Source organism: Psychrilyobacter piezotolerans (assembly GCF_003391055.1).
Lineage (GTDB): Bacteria > Fusobacteriota > Fusobacteriia > Fusobacteriales > Fusobacteriaceae > Psychrilyobacter > Psychrilyobacter piezotolerans.
This window is the reverse complement of sequence record NZ_QUAJ01000024.1, coordinates 1-25,347: the sequence shown is the minus strand read 5'-3', so window position 1 is coordinate 25,347 and position 25,347 is coordinate 1. Positions and strand designations below refer to the sequence as shown.

Sequence of the window (25,347 nt, the reverse complement as noted above, 5' to 3'; positions counted from 1 at the left end):
GATTTTTAAGAATAAAGATATTATAACCTTATGATTACTTTATGTCAATTTTATAGAAATTAACGATGATCGGAGATTGTTAAAAAATTCTAGAAATGGTGTTTTCTCTATGGAATACTGTGGTAATAGAGAGGAATAAAATTAAAACAATTGGTGGTGTCCATGGTGTTTTTCGAAAGGGTAAAAGTACTAAAAAAGATAAAAATGAACTAAATCAAGAAAAAAACTGCAAAAAACATGGGAATTTAAGTTGACTCATGTTTTCTAATTTGATATACTGGGTCAGGGTATAACAGATTAGAAAATTAAAGAATAATAAATATAAATGTGAAAAAAAATACAATAGAAACCAGGGAGGAAGAAAATGAGTAAAAGAATACTAGTAATAGGTGGAGTAGCAGGAGGAGCGTCAGCAGCAGCAAGAAGCAGAAGATTAGATGAAAATGCAGAAATAATCATGTTTGAAAGAGGTCCGGTAGTATCATTTTCAAACTGTTGTTTACCGTACCACATCTCTGGTTTAGTTGAACAAGAGGAAACATTGATATTAATGACGCCGGAAAAATTTAAAGGCCAGTATAAGATAGATGCAAGGGTAAACAGCAACGTTATATCTGTAAATACAGAAGCTAAAACAATTGAGGTGGAAAATACCTTAACTAAGGAAATAACCACTGAAAAATACGATGCATTGGTAGTATCTCCTGGAGCAGATGCCATCGTACCTCCATTTGCAGGATTGGATAAGATAGATAACTTTGTACTAAAGACAGTACCTGATGTTTCCAAGATAATGAAGTTTGTAAAAGCTAAAAACCCTAAGCATATCACTGTAGTAGGTGGAGGATTCATAGGATTAGAAGCCGCTGAAAACTTGAGAGAAACAGGAATCGAAGTTACTTTAGTAGAAGGAACGGATCAAATAATACCTTTCGTAGATAGAGAGATATCTTATTTCGGGCAGGCTCAAATGGTTAAGCACGGAATTGAAATAGTATTGGAAGATCTTGTAGAGGGATTCGACACTAAAAAAGTATTATTAAAATCTGGAAGAGAGATAGAAACTGATGGGGTAATCTTAGCTATAGGAGTAAGACCATCTACCGGATTCTTAAAAGATTCGGGAATAGAATTAACAGACAGAGGGTATATAGTAACTAACGATAACTATGAAACAACAGCCAAGGATGTTTATGCAGCAGGAGACGCAATCTTAGTGAGAAACCAGTTAACTGGAAACTTATGCCCATTGGCAATGGCAGGTCCTGCTAACAAGCAGGGAAGATTAATAGCTGACAGAATCAATGGCAGAGAGATAAAAAACAATGGTTATATCGGATCAGGAGTAGTTAAGTTATTCGATATGAACATAGCTTCTACAGGATTATCTGAAAAAATGTTAAAAGATTCCGGAATCGACTATGAAGTAGTTTATGCAGCACCTCCAGGAATTGTAGGAATCATGCCTGGAGCACACCTGGTATTCTCTAAATTGTTATTTGAAAAGAAAACCGGGAAGGTATTGGGAGCTCAATTTGCAGCAACAGGAGCACCGGATAAGAGAGCAGACGTAATTGCTACTGCAATCAAAGCCGGTATGACAGTAGAAGATCTATTTGACTTGGAATTAACTTATGCTCCTTCATTTGGAACGGGTAAAGATGTAGTCAACAAGATTGGGTACATCGGTTCAAATTTGAACGAAGGTGCATTTAAGCAGGTAACATTTATGGAGGTCTATGACTTATTAAAGGCCGGGGAACAGGTTATTGACGTTAGAGAAGTTTGTGAATATGAAGCGGGACATGTAAAGGGAACTGTAAATATTCCTATGAGTGTTATGAGAGATAGATTAGATGAATTGGATAAAACAAGGCCGGTATACGTTCACTGCAGAACAGGTGAGAGAAGTTACAACATGACATTGATGCTTCAGGCAAATGGTTATGATGCAAAAAACGTTGCAGGAAGTTATGAATTTATCAAGATGTATGAAGAGGTATCTTGTTATAACGACAAAACCAGGGAAGAGATCATGATAGGTGATTGTGTTGGTTGTTGTGCAACTTTAGAAAATACAAAGTTCTAATAAATAAAATAAGGGGAGGCAAAACCTCCTCCTGAATTTTATAATATATAACGTGAAAAAATATACAAAATTTAATTAGTATTTTAGGAGGTTTAAAAATGAAAAAAGGACAAAATTTATTAGGATTAATAGTTATAATCTTAACATTAATCATGGGTAAAACAATGTTAGGCAGCTCCATGTTATTTTTCAGATTGTTAGCGGGAATAGGATTTGGATATGCACTAACCAGGGCATTTATGGGGTTTGCAGGATCTGTTAACAGAGCATATAACACAGGTTCGACAAAATTAATGAGAATACTGGCTTATATGTTCTTGGGAACTTCTATCTTATCCGCTGCATTTCTTTATAATGCAGATGCTTCATCTTATGATTTATGGGTAAACCAGGTTAACTCCGGGTTAATCCTTGGTGGAATCATGTTTGGATTTGGTATGACATTTTCAGTTTGTTGTGCATCGGGAGTTTTAACAGATGTTGTTACTGGATTTTCAAGAGGTTTTATAACTCTTATCTTTTTCGGTATGGGTGTTTTCCTAGGGTTTCCTTTCCAAAGAGCAGCAACTTGGGTAAAAGATGCCGGTATTCCAACGGATTGGATCAGAAAATCATGGTTCACCTCTGAAACAGGAGCAAAGTTATATAACGGAGTTTATTTCCCGGACTTATTCAAATGGGATGGATTAGACGGATATTTAGGAGCAGTTTTATTAACTTCATTCCTATGTGGTATTGTAGTTTATTTATCTAAAAAATACGAATCATCTAGAAAAATCTCAGGAACTTTTACAGGGGTACCCAGTGAAATAGAGCAGGTTAAAATCGTCACTCAAAAGGATGAGAGTAATAAAGAATTCAAATTATTAAGTGAAGAGACATATGTAAAATTATTTGTTAAACCTTGGAGTATGGGAGTAGGGGCTGCAGTAATAGCAGTTATATTCACATTATTAATGGGTGTAACTAAAGCCGGATGGGGAGCTTCTACGCCTTACGGATGGTGGTTTGGAAGATTCTTAATGGTATTCGGAGTATCACCTGAATCATTATCTAACTTTACTAACTTCCCAGTAAAATTATACACAATGCCATTTTTCAACCATCCAATCAATGTTCAAAATGTAGGGATCATGGTAGGAACGGTAATTTGCTTACTTTTAGCCGGGACATTTAAAAGTGTAGTGACAAGTGAAATTAAAGTTACACCTAAACAGGTAGCTTTATATGCTATGGGTGGAATATTAATGGGATTAGGAACTAGACTTGCAAACGGTTGTAATGTAGGAGCACTATATACTCCAATTGCAAACTTCTCACTATCCGGATGGGTTTTCTTTGCTGCTTTAGTAGGTGGAGGAATTTTAGGAAACAGAGTTGCAGTAAAAATAAAATAATTAAAATATGTTTGACAAATATAGCTGAAATGGATATACTAGTCTGAACATAAAAATATATGAATGAAGATAGAGGTTGCAAACCTTAGGAGTATTTTGGAGGAGTCGGATAGACTTTGAGACCAAAAGAAAGGAAGTTTTGCCGAAATTTAAGATTTGTCGAAATCTTAGGTTGGGACTATGGATAATATCTGTAGGACTGTCATTATCAGATGATAATGGGGAGCTGTCGAATGATTTTAAGATAGAGCCTATTATACATAACTATAGGTTTATAAATTAGAGTTATCGGTAGAGATCCGATAACTCTTTTTTTGAGTTAAAAGATCTCCTTTCTTCAAAACATCAAGGAGGAAAGATATGAGAGGTATAATAATTGTATTGTTGTTAGGAGTTATGAGTAGTTTGGGGTTTGGAGCAGATTCGGCAGAGGCAGCGTTAAATTTAGGGATGTGGACACTGTTGCCACCAATTGTAGCTATAACTTTAGCTTTTATCACTAAGAATGTAATTTTGTCATTGTTTATAGGAATCTATTCAGGATCGTTTTTACTGGGAATAACTCAGGGGAAAAATTATTTATTTAGTCTATTGGGAGGATTTTCCGATATAACCAACAGGGTAATCGGGTCCATGGCAGATTCATGGAATGCAGGTATAATCTTACAGTGTTTAACTATAGGGGGATTGGTAGCATTGATCTCTAAAATGGGGGGAGCAAGAGCTGTGGCAGAATCTTTGGCCAAAAGAGCAAAAACTCCCAGATCAGCTCAATTGATCACCTGGGTTATGGGATTATTTATCTTCTTCGATGACTATGCCAATGCACTTATTGTAGGACCGATTATGAGACCCATAACGGATAAGATGAGAATATCCAGAGAAAAATTAGCATTTATAATAGATTCCACTGCAGCTCCGATTGCAGGGATAGCCCTTATCTCTACCTGGGTAGGATATGAAATATCGGTAATAAAAGACGGATATTCACTGATAGGAATGGATAATATAAATGCATACAGTATCTTTGTACAAACAATTCCATATAGATTTTATAATATACTGATGCTGATATTTGTGGCTTCTACAGCATATTTCTTGAGAGAATTTGGTCCCATGGCCAAAGCTGAAATGAGAGCCAGAACAACCGGTCAGGTAACAAGCGGTTCAGCAGCTAAAGTTTCTCCTGAGGAAGCTGCGATGATAGCTCCCAAAGAGGGAGTGGCATTGAACATATGGAACGCCATCATACCTATCATGGTATTGATCGTAGGTTCTTTTGTAGGTTTCTATCTGAATGGAAAGGGTTATTTAGAGGGAGCGGTACTGGAGACTGTAAATAATTCTCCACTGTCATTTTATGCCATCAGGGAAACCTTTGGAAATGCCGATGCATCATTGGTAATATTCCAGGCAGCATTGTTTGCTTCCATTGTAGCTATCATTATGGGAATATCTAAGAAGATATTTAAGTTTTCAGAGGCTGTCGATACCTGGGTACACGGGATGAAATCATTGGTGATCACAGGAGTTATCTTATTATTGGCCTGGTCACTGACTTCTCTGATAAAGGAATTAGGAACATCGGTATACCTGGTAAATGCACTGGCTGGAAGTATACCAAAATCAATTCTGCCATCTATAATATTTGTCTTGGGATCTGTAATTGCTTTTTCTACAGGAACATCATATGGAACTATGGGAATATTGATGCCCCTGGCAATACCGTTAGCTAATGCCATCGGTGGAGGGGCCGGGTTATCGGGAGAAACATTATCATCATATATAGTAATGAGTATAGGAGCAGTTCTTACAGGAGCTATCTTCGGGGATCATTGTTCACCGATATCCGATACAACTATTCTTTCATCCATGGGAGCTGAATGTGATCATATAGAGCATGTTAAAACTCAAGTTATATATGCACTTGTGGTAGGAGCTATCACAGTATTATTTGGATATCTGCCAGTTGGGATGGGAATATCTATCTATATCGTTTTACCTATATCCGTACTGGTTACTATACTTACTGTAAGGTTTGCAGGTAAGTCTGTAGAGGAAGTATCGGTGGTAAAAGAAGAAGTGGAATTAGCATAGAAAATTTAGGAGACCTAGTCGAAAACCCGACTAGGTTTTTTTTATTTTGAATAATAATTATGGTATAATAAAATGATAAAAAACTAGTGTAATTATAGATTGGGGGAAAAAATGAGAATATTAATAATAAGACTGAGTTCAATAGGGGATGTTATCTTGACCACCCCAATCCTGAAAAAATTAAAAGAAAAAAATAAAAACTTAAAGATTGACTTTATAGTCTTGGATAAATTTAAAGACGCCATAGAGGGTAATCCCAATATAGATAACCTGATAACCTTTAAAAAAGATACAGATGACGGGATAAAAAATATAAGGCGATTTTCAAAGATGTTGAAAGAAAATAACTATGATTATGTGTTTGATCTGCACTCCAAGGTAAGATCCAGATTAATCACATTTTTTTTGGGAGAGAAAACTTTCAGGTATATAAAAAGATCGCTATATAAGACTATCCTGGTAAAATTAGGATTGATTAAGTATAGGGCTGACAATACCATAGTAAAAAATTATTTTGATGCCTTCAAGGTTTTGGGAATAGAGTACACCGGGGAAGATCTGGAGTTTAATTTTACCTGTGAGGATGAAAAAAAAGTAGAGAACTATAAAAATTATGTAGTGTTTGCACCGGGAGCTTCTAAAAACACTAAAAAGTGGACTGTAGAAGGATTTGGTAAACTGGCTCAATTGGTAAAGGAAAAATATAAGACAGAGATAATCCTCATAGGAAGCCCCAAAGAGAAGGAAGAGTGTGAGGAGATCAATAAAATAAGTGGAAATATCTGCATAAATCTGGCTGGCAGACTAAGCCTGAAAGAGAGCGGGGCATTGTTAGCAGGAGCAAAATTTTTGGTGACCAATGACTCGGGACCATTTCATATCGGGCGTGGAGTTAAGACTAAATCCTATGTAATATTCGGCCCTACAGATCCAACTATGTTTGAGTACGATGAATTAGGAGTTTTGATCTATGGAAATGAACCCTGTTCTCCATGTTCTCTGCACGGGGATAAAAAATGTCCTAAGGATCATTTTAACTGTATGAAGAATATAAGTGCTGAAGACCTTATGGGAGAAATAGAGAAAAAATAAAAAAAATCGGGGAATTCCTCGATTTTTTTTATTTAACTAATTAAAAAAAGGAACACTCTATTTTAAATCGGGAGATCCTGTGCCAGGAGCCACTATATATGGCTGTATAATTTATAGAGATTATATTGAATTGACGGAATTTGAAAAATTTTGTGATTATTGATGCAGGGATAGTTCATTAATTTGTATATATAATCTGTAGAATATTAAAATAATCTTAAATTACACAAGTCGAGCAAAATATCTTTAAATATTTCTTGTAGAAAGGAGACAATATGAAAAAAATTGATTATTTGTTATTAGGAGTATTTATTCTTATACTCTACTTTTCTCATACTTATTTTGATTTAAACAGCATCATGGATATTGTTAAGAAGAGCGGACGTTTAGCTCCTGTAATCTTTATACTTATTTATACTTTTACCCTTCTTTTAATGCTTCCAGTCCTTCCACTTACAATAATGAGTGCTCTTATTTTTGGTGGTTTTATGGGTGCATTTTACAACACAATAGCCTGTACCCTGGGACTGATTATTTCTTTTGGTATAACCAGATCTAAAATCAGCACTTCAATTTTAAAAAAAATAGAAAAAGTAAAGTTTTTTAATGTTATAAAAAAAGGTGTGAATAGAAATTTTATGAAAACAATTTTGATTACAAGGTGTGTTCCTGTTTTTTCATATGGAATACAAAATTATATATATGGACTCGTTGAAGTGAAATTTACGCCATACCTTATAATCTCTACTATTTTCACGTATATTATGAATCTTTTCTATACTACTGGTTTTAGCAAAATCTTCGAGAATAAAAAAATAGAACACTCATTGCTATTTCTCATCTTGTTTTTAAGTTTAATAAAAGGAATCAGTTACTTGTACACTGAAAAATCAAATAATTTTAAAAAGGAGGAAAATCTGTGAAAACCTTAAAAGCGATCAAGTACCTATTACTATTCAATGTTCCATTTGTTTTGAGTATCCTTACTCTATTTAGCGGCTCTCTTCTATTGGTAAGCGGAATCTACCCTGAAAATCTGATTATTTTTAACTTTTTATTTAAAATATTTCCAGAGGAAGTAATTTTTCTTTCGAAATATCTTATAAATGTAACCTCTATTTTACTTATTGTTATGTCATACGGCCTTTTCAAAAAGATGAAAAGAGCCTGGTTCTTGAATAATTTCATCCTAGTAGGAGCGATCCTCCTTCTTCTTCTAAAGGGGATCAACTACTTAGAGTGTTTTATCCTAATATTTGTACTGTCCCTTTCCCTTCTTTCAAAAGATTATTTTTATAGAAAGGGATTTCTTCTTAAAATGAATGTTTCTAAAATATGGTTACTCTACTTTTTTGTGCTTATACTAATCTCAACAATCATTGGTTTAAGTATCCATACAGATGTTCGCTACAGCAGCTCTCTTTGGTGGAATTTCAGTCACAATCATAGCGTTTTTATATTTTTACACAGTATTCTTATAGGTAGTTTAGTTATTCTGTATTACTTAGGGATATTATTTTTTAAACCATTTGAAGTTGATGGCTGTGAAGCTGATATAGATAAAGAGGAGATTAAAGAAATTCTCTCTCATTTCAACTCAAGTCGTGGATATTTTTCACTTTTAAGTGATAAAAAGTTTTTACTCACCGATAATAGAGATGGCTTCATTATGTACGGAACGACTAAAAACAACTATATTTCTTTAGGAGATCCAATCTGCCGCTGTGAGGATATACCTATTTTATTGGATAAATTCAATACCTTAGGCCGGGTGAATGATAAAAATATTGCATTCTACGAGATCGATGAATCTTATTTAAAATACTATCTTAACCTAGGTCTAAAAGTTATTAAGATAGGCGAGGAAGCTGTAATTGACCTCCCATCCTTCTCCCTTGAGGGTTCTGAAAACAAAAAACTCAGATATGTTAACAGTAAGCTGTCTAAAGAGGGATTAAAATTTGAAATTTTTTATGACTTGAAGCCTGTCTTAAATGAGCTGAAAGATATTTCAGATGAATGGTTAACTACTAAAAAAACCAGGGAAAAGGAATTTTCCCTTGGACTTTTTGATGAAGATTATTTAAAAAATTTTCCAATTGCTGTACTGTATTATAACGATGAAATCATTGCTTTCTCCAATCTTTTACCTACAAAAGATAAAAAAGAGATGTCTATAGATCTTATGAGATATTCAAATAAAGCTCCTGCAAGTACAATGGAGTTCCTGTTTATTCAAATAATCCTATGGGCTCAGGAAGAAGGATATGAAAAATTTTCTCTTGGGATGGCTCCATTATCAGGAATAGAAACGAGCATGTATGCTAACTTTTGGAATAGATATGCTGGATTTATATATGAAAATTCCGATACTTACTACAACTTTGAAGGACTTAAAAAATTTAAAAATAAGTTTTTTCCAGAATGGAATTCTAAATATATAGCTTATAGCGGAAATTTTAACCTCCTTCGACTTCTCCTTGATATTACTTCCCTTGTTTCTGGAGGAGTGCTAAAGGTTTTTAAAAAATAATTTTATAATGATTGATAAATTAATAAAGTATGACCCACCATATAGTATAGTTTTATAAAATTAATTTAGGAGGTAGATTATTATGAACAAAGAAACAAAGGCAGGTATTAGTCTCTATTTATTGGCGGTTCTCTATATTATTACAGGGATATCAGGGGTTATCTATCCAGTGGTATTTTCAGTATATTTAATCTATATTTTAGGAGCCTTCTTTTTATTAAGTGGGGTTATTAATTTTATAGATGGGATAAAAAATTTGAATAATCCAGCATATCATTGGGGGATGAGTCTGTTTTTAGGAATTATAGAGATTATTCTTTCCTTCTCAATTTTCATATCACCGATTCTTTCAGAGGTATATTTAATTGTTTATATTGGTATATTACTTTTAATCAGAGGTCTGTTTATTATCTTTAACTCATTTGGTAAAAAAGACGAACTTAAGACACCTCATATGTCGACGGCAGTTGTAAGTATACTATTTGGAATGTTATTTGTAGGAATCCCTATGTTTTCAACTGAACTAATAGTTCTTGCCATAGCTTGGTTTATAATATTTAGTGGGGTTGACCTATTTATTATAACAATGGGGATGAATAAACTGTATAAGGAGTAATGTATATCGTAGATAGTACCCCCACTCTTCAAATATATTTGAAGAAGGGGGAAGATTGTTGATTTAAGGTATTTATGACACAATAAAAAAGGCAGCAGCAGGATCTACTGTATATTACTGTATAATTTATAGAGATTATATTGAATTAATTGAATTTGAAAAATCTTATCAATATTAATATTAATATTAGGTTAACTCATAAATTCCTAAAGGAAAACCCTATTAGTTTATGTATATTACCTATGAAAACTAAATTGAGGTGATGAATATGGAATATACAGCAAATTTAAAGGTAGATCTGACAGAGGTAAAATTAATCAGGACATTGGTAGAGGTTGAGATGAGCAGTAATAAGCTTAAAATAGATTCCCTTAATATAATTGAATATAATGAGCTGCTGAAAAAGTTATTGAAAAAAATACAATTAGGAGAGATCAATATTTTGGAGGATTCATTGGAAGAATGACATTTGATAATTTTTTTATAATATAAATAGTAAAACAATCAAAAAATAAGAAAAAAGAGAGCTATGAGCTCTCTTTTTTCTTATTTATTCTTAACTCTCTCCTGAGTGTTACTATATTATATTATTAAAATTGATTTCCCAAATTTTTTATAAAAAAACATAAAAACTGAATTTTAAGTGTTCCTTTATTCATTTTTTACCATAAATTGAATTTCGGTAGAAAAAAATGAACATTAGTTATATAATGTGATTACATTTCAGGAGGTCATATGGAAAACAAAATATTTGAAATAGCTAAAATACACAAAATAACTTTAAAAGAACTAGGGTGTAAAGGGATTAGCGCTACTTATCTTACTAAAATAAAAAAAGGACATAATGCTCTTAAAGAAAAACATATCCCTTTATTGGTTGATTCTTTTAATGAAATTTTTCAGGAAAAAAATATAGATAAGGTTATTACCATAGAAGATTTATATATTACTCCCCAACAGGAACTGGATCAATTAGTCAATGAAAGCCTTATAAATAAAAGTATTTATTCCAAGGAAAAACAAGAAGAAATTGAGAATTTTGAACGGGACAAAGAAGTTCACAGCTGTAAATACCGATATATTATAGCCAAGCATAAGCAAAAGACAGGCAGGGAAGAAGAAGCTTTAAAGGGCTATTATGATCTGTTAAATAATTTTTCTTGCTCCGCTCTTTTCTACTCCGTCTTAATTGAGATTATCAGATTGGAAAAAATTGAACTTACCTATGATATATACCTGAGATATAAAAAAAAGATAGATACAGCTCCATATAAAACAAAAGCTATCTTAGTTTATAATACCGGAGTGAACCTCTTTGAAACTCAAAAATGGAAGAAGGCTATTTCGTGTTTTGAAATTGTTATTAATATGCAGGAGATTACAAAAGACTACTACCGTTCTTACAATAATCTGGGAATTTGTTATCAAAATCTAGATGAATATGAAAAAGCCATTGAATACTTTAAAAAAAGTGTAAGTGACCCGGTAAATTATCATGAGTTAGAAATTTGTTATACTAATATCATTTCCTGTGCTAAAAGAATGAAAAATGAAATGCTGATAAAGGTTACTATTAATAAACTTGAAAATATACTTAAAGAGTTAAAAAGTGAAATATTGTATCAAACTTATCGGAATATAGGATTAACTTATTTATATTTAGGAGAAAAAACGAAAGCTATAGATGCATTTGAAAAGGAAATTTCATTTCCCATAGATCTTAACCATTATCACTTTAACCCGATTAAATATTTAGATTCTATTAAACAACTTGCTTTACTTTATGGGAATCAACCATTAAAACAGCAAGAATTAATAAAAATAATTTGTAAAATACCGAAAAAAATGATTTGTTACGATTTTTTGCACATATATTAAAATTTTATATAAATAATTCTTTAGAATATGAGGCTAATCTTCTTATTCAAAAAATACCATTATAAATTTAAAGGAGGTATTCAATGGCTTTTTTTTCATATTTCAGAGGATATATGATGAAAAATTAAAAAAACATCAGGAGATAACTAATCAATTTTATGTTAGGGTCTAACATAATTAAAGTCTGAAGACTCTTAGAAACAAAATTAGAGGTATTAAAAATTAAAAAACTTATTAATAAATGAAAAAAAATAAATTACAGTATTTAATATAATATGTGATATTTTTTTAGAGATACCTAAACCCCTGTCGTTAGTCGCACAAGAAGATAAATTAATCCTAAAATCACTATGATATTGCACTTCTATTTTAAAAAAATAGGCAGTTGTAAATAATTTTGAACCTTCAGGGTGGGCAGAGATTTCTGCCACTTTTTTTATTTAACTAATTTACACCGATCTCCTACACACTGGCTCAACTCTATATTCAGTGCTTTTACCGATATATTGATCTCTATAGCAGAAAGGGACAGTGAGATCATGAGTAAGATCAGACTGACCGCAAAGGCAAATTCTGCCAAGATCATCTGCTGTAAAAATATTAAAAACATGGAAAAAACACAGAAAAACAGGGAAATAATTGCTATTAACTGCATATTTTTTATAATTTTTACCCTCAATCTTAAATTTTCTATCTGGGGCATGAGGATATCAACTCTATTTATCTCTTGAGAAGCCTGACTGTGCAGCGACCTGATAAGGTTAGCTAAGGCCAAAAATCTGCTGGTATATGCCAAAAGTAAAAGTGAGATAGTAGAAAAAATTAGTGCCGGGGTTGTAAGTGTTAACTGCATCTTGGATCGCCTCCGTTTTTTGTGGAAATATTTAAAGCTGTTGTAGAAATTTTAATTTCCAGGGCAGAAATAATGAGAGATATTAAAAAACTGATGATGGAAAATGCAAATAAAATCCATCCAGTCTGAATATATTCAAAAAAAATAGTGAATACAGACAAAGTGGCTAAAAGCAGGGAAAATACAGAAAATAATTGTATCCACTTAATATATTTTACCCGTAATCTAAAAATTTCTATCTGGGCTTTGAGATTACAATCTTTATCCGGGCGGCTATGAAAATCTCTGATTAACCTGGATAAATTTAAATATCTAATGGTATACCCATTAAAAAACATGGAAATTCCTGAAAATAACAGTGCCGGAATGACATAGTTCATAGGAAACCCTCCTTATTATTATTGATTATCCATCTATTGTTAAGTTATGATCTATTCTATCAAGATAGGTGGAAATATACAAAATATTTATTTACGGGAAATAAAAAAAGACAGATCCTTAATGGCTGTCTTTTTTTTATTGCTATTACTTGCTTAAAACCTTAGTGATTCTAGGGCTTAAAGTAGCAGCATTTTTCTTTAAAATTCTAGCAACTTCAACTGAATCTGCAGCTTTTAAAGATCTTAACATTTTAACACAAACTTTTACTTTAGTTAATTGACCGTTGATTTCAACTTTAACTGTTTGTAAGTTTGGCTTCCATATTCTCTTGTTCATGTTATGAGCATGAGAGATACTGTGTCCGAAAGTAATTCCTTTACCAGTGATTTCACATCTTTTCATTATATTGCACCTCCTATTTATTAAAACATCGGCTTAAATTTTAGCATAAAGAAAGTAAAAAAGCAAGGGTTTTTCTACAATAAAGATATAGTTTCCTGTAAAAAAAAAAACTCTTATGATATAATAGAATGTATAAATTATAGATAAAAGTCGAATAATAAAGAGGTCGTAAAATGAATGAGCACAGTTTAAGCGTATTGGAGTTTGATAAAGTAAAAGAAAACATAAGTGAGTATGCTATTTTGGATGAAACTAAGGGGAAAATATTAGAGATTATCCCAATGAAAGATATAAATAGTATAAAGAAAGAATTAGAAAATGTACAAGACTTTATGGATATGCTGAAGTATGACGGCGGGATAGAACTGTCGGAGATAAAGAATATAGTGATGTATTTAAAGAAAACCAGCCTGATAGGAACTTATTTAGATGTAGAGGATCTGTATCATATTGCCAGAAACTTAAGGGTATTCAGAGTGATAAAAACTAAATTTCAGGAATTAGAGGGGAAATACAGAGGTCTGCATATGAGGTTTAAGGATATACCTACATATAAAGGAATAGAGGAATTGATTGAGGCAGTTATAGACAACCAGAAAGAGATAAAAGATACAGCCTCCCTTGACCTGAGAGATATCAGATATAGTAAAAAATTAATTCAAAATAATATCAAAAGAAAATTTGATGATCTTATTTCAAATCCTGCATATGCCAAGGCTATCCAGGAAAAGATAGTGACAGTAAGGGACGGCAGAAGTGTAATACCTGTAAAAACAGATTTTAAAGGGCAGATTAAGGGAATAGAGCACGACAGGTCATCTAGCGGACAGACAGTATTTATAGAGCCTATAAGTGTGGTTTCGTTGAATAACAAGATGAGAGAATTAGAGGTAAGGGAGAGAGAGGAGATCAGAAAGATCCTTCTGAGACTTACCGATAATCTGAGAAATAATCTAGTGGGGTTAATGGAAGTAGGAGAAGCTCTTTTAGATTTAGATTATTTAAATGCTAAGTGCAGCTATGGGCTGGAGAATAAATGCATAATCCCCAGATTAAATCAGAGGGAATATATTTCCATCGTAGAAGGAAGACATCCCTTGATCAATCCCAGAGAAGTTGTACCTTTAACTTTTGAATTGGGAAAAAATTATAACAGTCTGTTGATTACCGGGCCGAATACCGGAGGTAAAACAGTAGCTTTAAAAACAGCAGGACTGCTGACGGTTATGACATTATCCGGAATACCAATTACAGCCAGTGATAAAACAGATATTGGATACTTTAGTGGTGTCTATGCTGACATAGGTGATGAACAGAGTATTGAACAGAACCTGTCATCTTTTTCAGCACATCTAAAAAATATTCAAACTATCCTGATAGGAGTAACCAAGGCAAGTTTAGTATTGTTAGATGAGTTAGGTTCAGGAACAGACCCCATAGAGGGATCGGCATTTGCCATGGCAGTGATAGACTATCTCAAGGAAAAAAAGTGCAAATCTATGATATCTACCCATTATAGTGAGGTAAAGGCTCATGGGTACAATGAGGATGGGATAGAAACTGCATCTATGGAATTTGATTCTGAAACACTGTCTCCTACATATAGATTGCTCATGGGAATTCCAGGGGAAAGTAACGCTCTTACCATTGCCAAAAGACTGGGAATACTCCCTGAAGTAATTGAAAGAGCAAAAAGTTATATCAGTGATGAGGATAAAAAAGTAGAGGGAATGATAACCAACATAAAGGAACAATCGGATGAATTGGAAAAATCCAATGAAGAGGTAAAAAAATTAAAGTTAGAAGCTGAAAAGCTAAAGGATAGTTATGCTGAAAAAGTAAGAACACTGGAAAAAGAAAAAGAAGAAATATTGGAAAAGGCATATAAAGAATCGGAAGAGATGATGAAGAATATGCAGGCCAAGGCCAAAGCTCTGGTTGATAAAATTCAGAGGGAAGATAACAAAAAAGATGAGGTAAAGGATGTTCAAAAAAGTTTGAATATGCTTAGAAATTCCATGGTAGAAGAAAAAAAGAGAAAATTAATGATGAAACCAAAGGTTGCCAGAAAGATATCTTATGGGGTAGGAGACAAGGTCTTTGTAAAGAGTTTAAAACAGCATGCAATTATCCTGCGTTTATTTATGAACAAGGATCAGGCTCAGGTACAGGCAGGAATCCTAAAGATGGTAGTATCATTGGAAGATATAGGTATAATGAAGGAAGAGAAGAAAAAAACATACACTAAGATCCACAGTCATAAAGGAAGCAGCACTACCTACAAGATCGATCTGAGGGGCCAGATGGTAGATGAGGCGATCAATGAATTGGAAAACTATATGGATAGAGCTACATTGAACGGATATACTGATATTCAGGTAGTTCACGGAAAAGGAACCGGGCAGCTGAGAAAGGGGATCCAGGAATACCTTAAAACATGCAGATATGTAGCTAGTTTTAGAGATGCAAATATGAATGAAGGTGGATTGGGATGCACAGTAGTAACGCTGAAATAGATTATTATTATATAGTAGCAGCAGCAGGAGTCGGGAAGAGGATGGAGCTCGACTACCCCAAGCAATTTTTAGAGGTAGAGGGGAAACCAATATTTATAAAGACTCTGGAAGTGATTGAAAAAAATAACAGGGTGACAGGAATTGTAGTTGTTACCAATAAAGAGTATATCTCTGAAGTGAAAAAGATGTGTAGAACCTTTGAAATAACCAAGGTGATAGACGTGGTCAGCGGCGGAAAGGAAAGGCAGGATTCGATCTATAATGCATTAAAGCAGATTCCAAAAGAAAGTATAATTGGAGTTCAGGATGGGGTAAGACCCTTTATAGAGGATAGATATATAGAGGAGTCTTATGCTAAACTGATGAAGGAAACTGATTTGGATGGGGTAGTTGTAGGAGTACCTATAAAAGATACTATAAAGGTAGTAAATTCAAAAGGGGAGATAGTAGAGACTCCTAAAAGAGACCAGTTATTCGCGGCCCAGACTCCTCAGGTATTTAGAGGGGAAATTCTGCACAGAAGTTATAAAACGGCCAGGAAACAAAAGTTTTTGGGGACAGACGATTCCTCCCTGGTGGAAAAAGCGGGGGGACGTGTAGGAGTTCTGGCGGGAAGTTATGAAAATATAAAGATAACTACACCGGAAGATCTACTTGTTTTTTCTAAAGAAAAAATAAAGAGATAACAAAAATCTTTTACCGCCAATGAATACTAATCTGCATGATGTAGATTGGCGGCAGTTTTAAATCTGTGAAAATCATAGCTGTTATCAGACTTAATCTGTGTGGAAGAAAAGCAGCGAAAATAAAAGGAGTGGAGTATGAAATTAGCAGTAGCACAAATAAATCCAACACTTGGGAATGTAGAAAAAAATAAGATAAAGATGATATCATATATAGAAAGTGCTATAAAAAAAGGAGTGGAACTGGTAGTTTTTCCAGAACTGTCTCTGACTGGATACCTTTTGGAGGAATTGACCTTTGATGTGGCAGGAATCCCGGTAGAATTTTATGAGCTGAGTAAAAAAATAAGTATTTTATTTGGTGGGGTTGAGGAAAGCAGGGATTATTATTACTATAACTCTGCCTTCTATTTAGAGGATGGAAAATTGCAGCATACCCATAGAAAGGTCTATCTGCCTACCTATGGTCTTTTTGATGAGGGAAGATATTTAAAATCCGGGAATGAAATAAAGGCATTTGATACTAAATTCGGCAGGTTCGGTATCTTGATATGTGAAGATGCCTGGCATCTTTCAAACCCTTATGTGTTAAGTATGGATGGAGCCGACTATGTATTTACCCTGGTAAACAGCCCCTCAAGGGGAGCTCAGGGGGCGAAATTATCTCCTAACCAGACTTGGGATGAGATGATGAAGACTTATTCTAAATTACTCACAAGTTTTTATATCTTTGCCCACAGGGTAGGGTATGAAGATGGGGTAAACTTTTTTGGCGGATCCAGGGTATATTCTCCCAATGGGGATATTTTAGGTGAAGCTAAAACCTTTGAAGAGGAAATGATAGTGGTGGATTTAGATAAGAGAGATTTGAGAAGAGCCAGGATAAATAACCCTGTCATGAGAGATGAAAAACCAGAATTAGTTATGAGAAGTTTAAAGAAGATAATTGGATAAACAATAATAATTTCAACGGGAAATTATTCATTGAGGAAGGGGCGATTCATGAATTGCCGTACTTATAAGTTATTGGGTTTTTCAAAACACATGGGAGGGCTATATTATGAATAAAATTTTAAAGAATATAACAGGAGCAATAGTTTTATTAGTAATACTGATAGTTTTTTATCTGTTAACTTTTCAACTGTCCCACGAGAGGCTGGTAGTAAAGGAAAGTAAGGCCGTGATATCTATTGGAGATCTGAACAGTAAGAAAGTAAATGCTTACTATGAGCTCTATGAAAAAACTACACAAACGGATCTTGAAGAGTCTAAAAAGTGGACGAAACACATAAAAGGATTAGACCTTATCTATTACAATGATTCTAATGCTGAAAATCAAAAAGAAGATAAGGAAATAATAGCTATAAACCTGGGATGGCGATACCCTGCTGCTAAATTTAAACAAGGGGAATATTTCGATGATCTGGGAAAAAACTATTTTTCCCTGAAAGAGGTTTACCAAAAACAGCTGGAAGAAAACTATGATGTGGATAAAAAAATCTATATGACCAATTATAAAGGGTATTATTTTATATCGGATGATGTGATGAAACTATCTGATTATATGGGGTTACTTGTAAAAAAAGAAATAAACAAAAACATATCTTCTAAGATGAAAGGTGATACTTTAGGAGAAGCTGTAATAGACCTGGAAGGATTAGCTCAGGGTATGGATGCCGTAAAGATAAACGTAGATTATGAAAAGAATGAACTCTCTATAAATAGTTATCTATATGGTGATTTGGAATTTTCAAAATATCTCAATGGGATAGAACAAAAAGATAGAAAATTTCATAACTATATGGGCAAAGACAAGATCTATATTACTAATACGGATTTTAAAGGTCTGACTACATTTATCAGGGGTAATATAAACCCGGAAATAAACTCAATGTTATCCATGGTAAAGATGTTTACAGGAAAAGATTTTGAAGAGTATATGGATAAAGTGGATGGAGAAATTGTCTATGACTATGTGAAAAATCAAATGATCCTACCTGTAAAAGAGACAAAAGATTTTAAGAAACTTATAGAGATCTTTGCGAAAAAAGATGGAGATAAATATATCTTAGGCAATGGGACGACCATAGAGATAAAAGATAATGTTATCTACTATAACGGAATCATGTCGGAAGGGTCAACAACTCCCAAAGAGGATGAATTTATAAATATATCTTTAAATTTAGGGTTATACAATCCGGTACTAAAAGATATATATATGGATATGGGAGGAAAAATAGAAAAAAATAAGATAAACATAAGAGCAGCCATAACGGATGAAGAGCTGCTTGAGATATATAATAGGATGGAGGGGGAAAAAAATGATTAAGATACACAATACACTTACTAAAAAATTAGAAGAATTTGTTCCTATAGAACCTGGTAAGGTGAAGATGTATGTTTGCGGGCCGACAGTATACAACTATATCCATATAGGAAATGCAAGACCTGCCATCTTCTTCGATACAGTAAGAAGATACTTTGAATATAGAGATTATAAAGTTACATACGTACAAAACTTTACCGATGTAGATGATAAGATGATAGAAAGAGCCAATGCTGAAGGGGTAACGGTGAAGGATATAGCTGACAAATATATCGCTGCTTATCTGGAAGATACAAAAAAAGTCAACTTAAAAGAAGAGGGTATGATAAGACCTAAGGCTACCGACCATATCAAAGAGATGATAAAATCTATCAAAATCTTGGAGAGTAAAGGGTATGCCTATGAATCTAATGGGGATGTATACTTTGACGTGGAAAAGTATAAAGAAAATTATGGTGAGTTATCAGGGCAAAAGATTGAAGATTTAAAAGCTGGAGCCAGGGTAGAAATTACCGATATAAAAAAATCATCTGTGGATTTTGCCCTCTGGAAAGCAGCAAAAGAAGGGGAGCTTTCTTGGGGATCGCCTTGGGGTAAGGGTAGACCGGGATGGCACATTGAGTGCAGTGCTATGAGTGAAAAATATTTAGGGGCATCATTTGATATTCATGGGGGGGGGCAGGATCTTATATTCCCCCATCATGAAAATGAGATAGCCCAATCAAAGTGTTCTTATGGCGGAGACTATGCCAGATACTGGATCCACAACGGTTATATCAATATCAAAGGGGAAAAAATGTCTAAATCTAAGGGGAATTTCTTCCTTCTCCGTGAAATATTGGAGGAGTATGAGGGGAAGGTAGTGAGGTTCTTCATGCTTTCGTCTCACTATAGAAAACCTGTTGATTTTTCCGATAAAGAACTAGATATGGCTAAGAGTGCCATAAACAGGATTGAAAATAGTATGCTGGCTATGCTGGAAAAACTGGATACTGAAACTTCAGCTGAAGGCAGTGACGGGCTAGAATTAAAGGCTGTGCTGGAGAGTTCTGAACAGAGGTTTGTAGAAGCTATGGATGAGGATTTTAATACCGCACAAGCTATAGGGGTATTATTTGAGCTTATAAAAGAAGCCAATAAATTTATGGAACAAAAACTAAGTGATGACGGAAAAGCAGTGCTGAAAAATGTTTTTGATTTCTTAAAGACTACCCTGGTAGATGTATTGGGAGTGGAAATCGTGGCGGAAAAACAGATCAAAGACCTCACTGCAGAATTGATTGAACTTCTAAAAGAAGTAGGGATAGAAAATTCATTAGGAGACAGTGCAGGAAACTTAACTGTGGAATTGATAGAATTTTTAATAGAGAAGAGAAAAGCTGCTAAAAAAGACAGGAACTTTGCATTATCCGATGAAATCAGGGATAAGATGGCTGAAATTGGTGTAAAAATAAAGGACGGAAGGGAAAAAACTACATGGAAAATATAAGGGTAAAAGAATTAAACGGATTGGCGCTGGCATATTTGGGAGATGCCGTCTGGGAGTTGAGGCTTCGGGAAAAATTTATAGCAAGAAATCTTAAGGTAAAGGATTTGAATAAATTGGTCAAGGCTCATGTGAGTGCTGTGGCACAGAGTAAGATATATTTAAGTGTGGTAGATGAGCTGGAAGATGAATACAGAGCTTGTGCCAAAAGAGCCAGAAATTCCAAAATTTCAACTTTTCCAAAATCGTGTACTATGAAGGAATATAAAAATGCAACAGCATTTGAGGCCTTGATTGCCATGTGTTATATAAATAAGAGGGAAGACATAATAGAGGAAATTATAGAAAATTATGTATTTGAAAAGAAAAATGATGAGAAATAAAAAAATAATGGTGCAGAAAAACCGGATAAAGCCTAAAGAAACTGAGATAGAAGAAAAAAAAGAGGGGGAAGCTCAAAGAGCCCCTATACAGGCAGAAGAAAATGATATTAAAAAAGGAGATGAGAAAAAGAAGATGAAGAAAAAAAGTAAATTTAAATTTAATATTAGTTTTCCAGGCTTTAAATTTCAAAAAAGTATAGGGATAGATCTTGGAACAGCCAATACATTGGTATATGACAAACAAAAAGAAAAAATTGTTTTGAATGAACCATCTGTAGTAGCTGTAGACAGGGAAACAAAAAAAGTCTTGGCAGTAGGGAAAGAAGCAAAGGATATGCTGGGGAAAACACCTGATCATATAATGGCTGTAAGACCACTCCGTGAGGGTGTTATAGCGGATTACGATATTACAGAAGCAATGATAAAGTATTTTATAAAAAAAGTCTTCGGAAAGTTTAACATGATCTTGCCGGAGGTAATGATCTGTGTCCCTATCGAAGTAACCGGGGTAGAAAAAAGAGCGGTATTAGAAGCTGCAATTTCAGCAGGAGCGAAGAGAGCTTACTTAATAGAGGAGGCCAGAGCAGCGGCATTGGGAGCGGGGATAGATATCTCGGCACCTGAGGGAAATATGATAGTGGATATTGGCGGAGGATCTACAGATATAGCTGTAATTTCCCTGGGTGGAACTATTGTAAGTAAATCTATCAGGATTGCGGGAAATAATTTTGATGAAGATATTATTAAATATATAAAGAGAAGACACAATCTGTTGATTGGGGAAAAAACTGCCGAAGAGATCAAGATCAAGATAGGTACGGCAATTCCTTTAGAAGAAGACGAAACAATGATAATTAAAGGAAGAGACCTTATGACTGGATTACCGAAGCCGTTGGAGATAAGTTCTAGTGAAGTACTGGATGCCATAAAAGATTCCCTGGATGCTATAGTAACCAGTGTTAAGCAGGTTTTAGAAAAAACACCACCGGAATTATCAGCTGATATAGTAGACAAGGGGATAGTTATGGCAGGCGGGGGATCAATGATTAGAAACTTCCCGGAATTACTGGCTAAAAATACCCTTTTAAATGTGGTTTTAGCTGAAAATGCCCTAGAATCAGTGGTACTGGGTGCTGGATTAGCCCTTGATAAATTGGACGTTCTTAGAAAAATAGAAAAGGCTGAAAGATAATGTTTGATACTTTGATTTTTGGAGATGAAGTTAAGCTGTTTCTAAAAAATGAATTGAGACAAAATAAGGAAGCAGGAACCTACCTTTTCTATGGGGATAAAGGGATAGACCTGTTGGGGTTGGCAACAGCATTTACCATGGCTATGAATTGCCCGGAATTAGAAAATGATTATTGCGGTGTCTGTGAAGTGTGTAAAAAGATAAAGCACGGAAACTATGCTGACTTAGAGATCGTAGGCCTCCTGCAGGGAGAGAGCAAGGTCGGAATAGATAAGATAAAAAACACCATATATAAGGCCTCCAGTTCCAGTTATGAAGGAAGAAAAAAAGTGTTTATTATAAAGGATATTGAGAGTATGAATAAATATTCTGCAAATGCTCTCCTAAAAATAATGGAAGAACCTCCTAAGGGGACGTTTTTCATCCTTGTATCCAATACTTTAAATATTTTACCGACCATCTTATCCAGATCTATTGTGGTAAAGGTCGATAAACCCTCTGCTGAGGATCTGGGGATCACAGAAAAAGTATATAATTTTTTTATGGGAAATATGGGTGAGATATTGGAATGGAAGGAGGAAAGGTTTGATCTCAATGAGATCAGGTCTTACTCCAACCTAGGTGAATATCTGAATCTATATCTTGCAGAAAAAAAATTAAAATATAAGATCGATCTATTAAAGGGGATAGATGACTATATATATAATGCAGAGAGGATAAAAAGATCAGAAAAACTTTCTATAGTTTTTGATCTGTTATTCATTTTACAGGATGATAAACTGGTGGAAAATAAGTCTCATGAGAGAAAAGTAATCGAAGAATTGATGCATATATTCATCGTAAGGTTAAAAACTCCTAAATATACAGAAAAATTGATAGAATTAAAACAAGGGCTGAGGCATAACGTTAATACCCAGGCAGCATTAACTTTATTTTTTCTGAATTTTTAGGTTAAAAAAGGGGAGAGATATACAATGGAGAAAAAAAATAGGTTGACCGAGTATATAGTTTATCAATATTTTTTGCTATTATCTTTGATAACTATAAACAAATTATTATTTATATATGTTAACATTCCTCTAAAAGACAGAGGAGATTTTATAGATTATATAGGCAGCTTTAGATACGGATTGATATTTGACAGTGCCCTAAGTTCTTATATTATTTTGGGGTCATTAATTTTTTATATGGTGTATAAAGTTTTATCGATAATAAGATTGGAAATAATTGGCAGGTATTTAAACTATATATATTGTTTTACAATGGGGTTTGTTTTTTTTACCATAATGATATTGGATATCTGGTATTACAACACATTTACCCATCATGCTGATATCACAGTTTTTGGATATACAGGCCATATGGGTGAAATATGGACGACGTTTTGGGTGGAATATCCTGTTATAAGAATCATTCTATGGCTTATATTGACGGTTATAACTTACACTACCTGTTCAATAATCAATTTTAGTAAGGTGATGGATAGAAATCCGAAATTTAATATTTTAGAGATAATAAAATCCTCAATGATTATTATTGTGGCTGTACCGATTTTTGTGATAAGTGCCAGAGGCGGGATAACCGGGGCTACCCTTACGTGGGGGAGGGCTGAATTTTCTCAGAATTATTTTGCCAACCAAACAGCACTTAATGGAGTATTTGCATTATTCCAGTCGGTGGATGTGAACAGAAACATGAAATCCAGCGATGCCAATTCAATAAAAAATAAGTTTACTCCTGAAGAGTTGAAAAGTAATATCAGAAACTACGTGACTCAGCCGCAGGATACCTACCTTCCTGGAAAAAATATATTGAGAAGGACAACGGATACAGGGAGACCTGTAATAAAGCCTAATGTAGTATTGATTCTTATGGAGAGTTTTATGGGATCAAATGTGGGTGCTTTGGGATATGAACCTGACCTGACACCTAACTATAACAGGCTTGCCAAAGAAGGGATAATATTTAAAAATGTATACTCTACAGGAAAGAGATCCAATAGAGGTGTAGTTAGTGCAATAACCGGATACCCATCCAGTTATGGACAAGCCTTGATAAAAAAATCTATAGCAGGGAGGAGAACTTTTTACTCTATCCCCGATATATTAAAAAATCGTGGATACACCACTCATTTCTATTATGGGGGAGATATTGAATTTGATAATATGAAGGCTTTCTTAGTAAGAAACGGTATAGATACGATATTTGATATGGATGATTTTCCTAAAAAAGACAGAACGATAGCCTGGGGAGTTCCAGATGATAAAATGTTTGCACGGATGACCAAAGACATGGGGGAGATTAAGGAGCCCTTCTTTGCAGAAGCGTTCACTTTGAGCAATCACTCGCCATATGATGTACCTAAAGAATTCCAGACTCACAGCAAAAAAGAATATCCCAGAATGTATAATAAATATAATGGTACAGCTTTTGCCGATTATACAATAGGTAAATTTACAGATTCGGTGAAAGATAAAAAATGGGCTCAAAATACGATATTCGTGTTTGTAGCTGATCATGGAGCTAATAGAAGTATACCTATAGAGATAGATTGGAAAAAATTTACGAATCCACTTTTAATATGGAGTCCAAATAAAAACTTGGTTAAACCACAGGCAATAGATACTTTAGGTTCTCAAATAGACCTGCTGCCGACTCTGATGCATATCTTAGGAGGAAAGTATGAGCATGCTACATGGGGAAAAAATTTATTTTTAAAAGATAATGAAGAAGAGTTTGCCTATGTAGTTGATACTCAATATATAGGGGTTATAGATAAAAATTATATCTATATAGAAGATATAATCGGGAAAAAAGATAAACTTGTAAGGAAGGAAGATAATAAAAAAGTTGAAAATATAGACTTGGCAAATTATAGAGAAAAAGCCAGAACATTTTTGGAGTTATCGATAGAACAAGAAAAAGAAGGAACTTTTGGAAAAGAGAATTAATAAATTTAACTAACTAATCAAAAGGAGAGCGGTCCCTGCTCTCCTTTTAATTAGCTTGTTTTAGGAATACCTTCATTAAATATAAAAATATTATTATAATGGGTTGATACTCATACTGGGTTTAATTTTATTGGGTTTGAAGTCGGGTGCCGAGGCGATGAAGTTCGTAGAAATAAAAACATACAATAAAAAAACAAAAAAATCCTTGACGAAAAGTTGTAAACGCGGTATACTTCTTCTTGTGCATCAGAGAAGTATCTTTGAAGCAGACAACAGGACATTAGCAATTAAATAGAGAAAGAAAGTGTAAATTAAAAACTCAATTGTCGTTTGAAACTTGTTTCAAACAATCGATTAAGGTGTACAGTGGAATGAACCACTATAAAAATAATTATCTTTTAATAGATAGCTAAACTTCATTTATGAAGTTAGGATATAAATTTGAATGTAGAGTTTGATCCTGGCTCAGGAT

At 33.9% G+C, this 25,347-nt stretch carries 21 protein-coding genes and 1 riboswitch; of the genes, 18 read left to right on the top strand and 3 right to left on the bottom strand.

The window, feature by feature from the left end:
* The first annotated feature begins 364 nt into the window (after positions 1 to 364).
* From DYH56_RS12220 to DYH56_RS12180, 9 genes are all read left to right on the top strand, one after another.
* The gene (locus tag DYH56_RS12220; protein WP_114643156.1) at positions 365 to 2,089 is read left to right on the top strand and encodes an FAD-dependent oxidoreductase; all 1,725 of its coding nucleotides are present in this window, start codon (positions 365 to 367) and stop codon (positions 2,087 to 2,089) included.
* Between the two features lie 98 nt (positions 2,090 to 2,187).
* Entirely contained in the window at positions 2,188 to 3,486 is a 1,299-nt protein-coding gene (locus DYH56_RS12215; RefSeq protein WP_114643155.1) for a YeeE/YedE family protein, read from the top strand.
* 62 nt (positions 3,487 to 3,548) lie between these two features.
* Positions 3,549 to 3,723: riboswitch (Lysine riboswitch) on the top strand.
* Positions 3,724 to 3,846: 123 nt separating this feature from the next.
* On the top strand, positions 3,847 to 5,583 hold the full coding sequence (locus DYH56_RS12210) for a Na+/H+ antiporter NhaC family protein (protein ID WP_114643154.1): 1,737 nt from the start codon (positions 3,847 to 3,849) through the stop codon (positions 5,581 to 5,583).
* 99 nt (positions 5,584 to 5,682) lie between these two features.
* Positions 5,683 to 6,675, top strand: a complete 993-nt coding sequence (locus tag DYH56_RS12205) for a glycosyltransferase family 9 protein (protein ID WP_369928782.1) — start codon at positions 5,683 to 5,685, stop codon at positions 6,673 to 6,675.
* A 275-nt stretch (positions 6,676 to 6,950) separates the two neighbouring features.
* Positions 6,951 to 7,598, top strand: a complete 648-nt coding sequence (locus tag DYH56_RS12200; protein WP_114643152.1) for a TVP38/TMEM64 family protein — start codon at positions 6,951 to 6,953, stop codon at positions 7,596 to 7,598.
* Entirely contained in the window at positions 7,595 to 9,208 is a 1,614-nt protein-coding gene (locus tag DYH56_RS12195; protein ID WP_114643151.1) for a phosphatidylglycerol lysyltransferase domain-containing protein, read from the top strand. Before DYH56_RS12200 ends, DYH56_RS12195 begins: the two co-directional genes overlap by 4 nt.
* Before the next feature lie 82 nt (positions 9,209 to 9,290).
* Positions 9,291 to 9,824, top strand: coding sequence for an HdeD family acid-resistance protein (locus DYH56_RS12190; protein WP_114643150.1), 534 nt, complete (start codon positions 9,291 to 9,293; stop codon positions 9,822 to 9,824).
* 268 nt (positions 9,825 to 10,092) lie between these two features.
* On the top strand, positions 10,093 to 10,290 hold the full coding sequence (locus DYH56_RS12185) for a hypothetical protein (protein ID WP_114643149.1): 198 nt from the start codon (positions 10,093 to 10,095) through the stop codon (positions 10,288 to 10,290).
* 269 nt (positions 10,291 to 10,559) lie between these two features.
* Positions 10,560 to 11,702 (top strand): tetratricopeptide repeat protein, encoded by a 1,143-nt coding sequence (locus DYH56_RS12180; RefSeq protein WP_114643148.1) that lies wholly within the window; start codon positions 10,560 to 10,562, stop codon positions 11,700 to 11,702.
* Positions 11,703 to 12,138: 436 nt separating this feature from the next.
* Here the strand turns inward: DYH56_RS12180 and DYH56_RS12170 are convergent, their stop codons facing one another.
* The 3 genes from DYH56_RS12170 to rpmB form a co-directional block, all read right to left on the bottom strand.
* A complete protein-coding gene (locus DYH56_RS12170) occupies positions 12,139 to 12,555 on the bottom strand; it encodes a DUF2721 domain-containing protein (protein WP_114643146.1) in 417 nt (138 codons plus the stop codon).
* Positions 12,546 to 12,935, bottom strand: coding sequence for a DUF2721 domain-containing protein (locus DYH56_RS12165; protein ID WP_114643145.1), 390 nt, complete (start codon positions 12,933 to 12,935; stop codon positions 12,546 to 12,548). The genes DYH56_RS12170 and DYH56_RS12165 overlap by 10 nt, the downstream gene beginning before the upstream one ends.
* Before the next feature lie 145 nt (positions 12,936 to 13,080).
* Entirely contained in the window at positions 13,081 to 13,338 is a 258-nt protein-coding gene (rpmB, locus tag DYH56_RS12160; RefSeq protein ID WP_114643144.1) for a 50S ribosomal protein L28, read from the bottom strand.
* Positions 13,339 to 13,511: 173 nt separating this feature from the next.
* Between rpmB and DYH56_RS12155 the strand changes: the two genes are divergently transcribed.
* From DYH56_RS12155 to DYH56_RS12115, 9 genes are all read left to right on the top strand, one after another.
* Positions 13,512 to 15,854 (top strand): endonuclease MutS2, encoded by a 2,343-nt coding sequence (locus tag DYH56_RS12155; protein ID WP_114643143.1) that lies wholly within the window; start codon positions 13,512 to 13,514, stop codon positions 15,852 to 15,854.
* Positions 15,830 to 16,540, top strand: a complete 711-nt coding sequence (gene ispD, locus DYH56_RS12150) for a 2-C-methyl-D-erythritol 4-phosphate cytidylyltransferase (protein ID WP_114643142.1) — start codon at positions 15,830 to 15,832, stop codon at positions 16,538 to 16,540. Before DYH56_RS12155 ends, ispD begins: the two co-directional genes overlap by 25 nt.
* Before the next feature lie 135 nt (positions 16,541 to 16,675).
* Positions 16,676 to 17,491, top strand: coding sequence for a nitrilase-related carbon-nitrogen hydrolase (locus DYH56_RS12145; protein ID WP_114643141.1), 816 nt, complete (start codon positions 16,676 to 16,678; stop codon positions 17,489 to 17,491).
* Between the two features lie 106 nt (positions 17,492 to 17,597).
* A complete protein-coding gene (locus tag DYH56_RS12140) occupies positions 17,598 to 18,866 on the top strand; it encodes a hypothetical protein (protein ID WP_114643140.1) in 1,269 nt (422 codons plus the stop codon).
* Positions 18,859 to 20,352: a cysteine--tRNA ligase gene (gene cysS / locus DYH56_RS12135; protein WP_114643139.1), complete on the top strand. Its 1,494-nt coding sequence runs from the start codon at positions 18,859 to 18,861 to the stop codon at positions 20,350 to 20,352. The genes DYH56_RS12140 and cysS overlap by 8 nt, the downstream gene beginning before the upstream one ends.
* Complete coding sequence (locus DYH56_RS12130; RefSeq protein WP_114643138.1) at positions 20,340 to 20,732, top strand: ribonuclease III domain-containing protein; 393 nt, start codon at positions 20,340 to 20,342, stop codon at positions 20,730 to 20,732. Before cysS ends, DYH56_RS12130 begins: the two co-directional genes overlap by 13 nt.
* 133 nt (positions 20,733 to 20,865) lie before the next feature.
* Complete coding sequence (locus DYH56_RS12125; protein WP_114643175.1) at positions 20,866 to 21,924, top strand: rod shape-determining protein; 1,059 nt, start codon at positions 20,866 to 20,868, stop codon at positions 21,922 to 21,924.
* Complete coding sequence (locus tag DYH56_RS12120) at positions 21,924 to 22,874, top strand: DNA polymerase III delta subunit-related protein (RefSeq protein WP_114643137.1); 951 nt, start codon at positions 21,924 to 21,926, stop codon at positions 22,872 to 22,874. The genes DYH56_RS12125 and DYH56_RS12120 overlap by 1 nt, the downstream gene beginning before the upstream one ends.
* A 24-nt stretch (positions 22,875 to 22,898) precedes the next feature.
* The gene (locus tag DYH56_RS12115; RefSeq protein ID WP_114643136.1) at positions 22,899 to 24,875 is read left to right on the top strand and encodes an LTA synthase family protein; all 1,977 of its coding nucleotides are present in this window, start codon (positions 22,899 to 22,901) and stop codon (positions 24,873 to 24,875) included.
* Positions 24,876 to 25,347: the final 472 nt, after the last annotated feature.